General features: G+C 57.1%; 1 pseudogene. It reads right to left on the bottom strand.

Annotation, left to right across the window (positions count from 1 at the left end):
- Positions 1 to 261: pseudogene (locus MWC30_RS22245) on the bottom strand (ISKra4 family transposase); the annotation flags it as partial.

Genomic DNA, 261 nt, shown 5'->3' on the forward strand with positions numbered 1-261 from the left:
GCTTTTTCGCTTCCTCGGATGCCGGCTTCATTCTCTTGAGGCCTCCGATGACCTGGGCTTCCTCACTCAAGGAAAGCCTTACCAGGGTGGCATGGACCCATTCCCGTGCTTTTTCGCTCCCTTTGCCGTATTGGGCTGCAGCCACCTTGTGGAGATACTCTGAGCAATGGTAGAAATCCATGACCTGCCTGGCATCGGGGAAGAGCTCCTCGACTCTGTTCCAGATCCAGTCCGCTCCGTCCGCCACCACACAGAGCCTGA

The sequence above is a fragment of the Desulforhabdus sp. TSK genome (assembly GCF_022836495.1).
In the GTDB taxonomy this organism is placed as follows: Bacteria; Desulfobacterota; Syntrophobacteria; order Syntrophobacterales; family Syntrophobacteraceae; genus Desulforhabdus.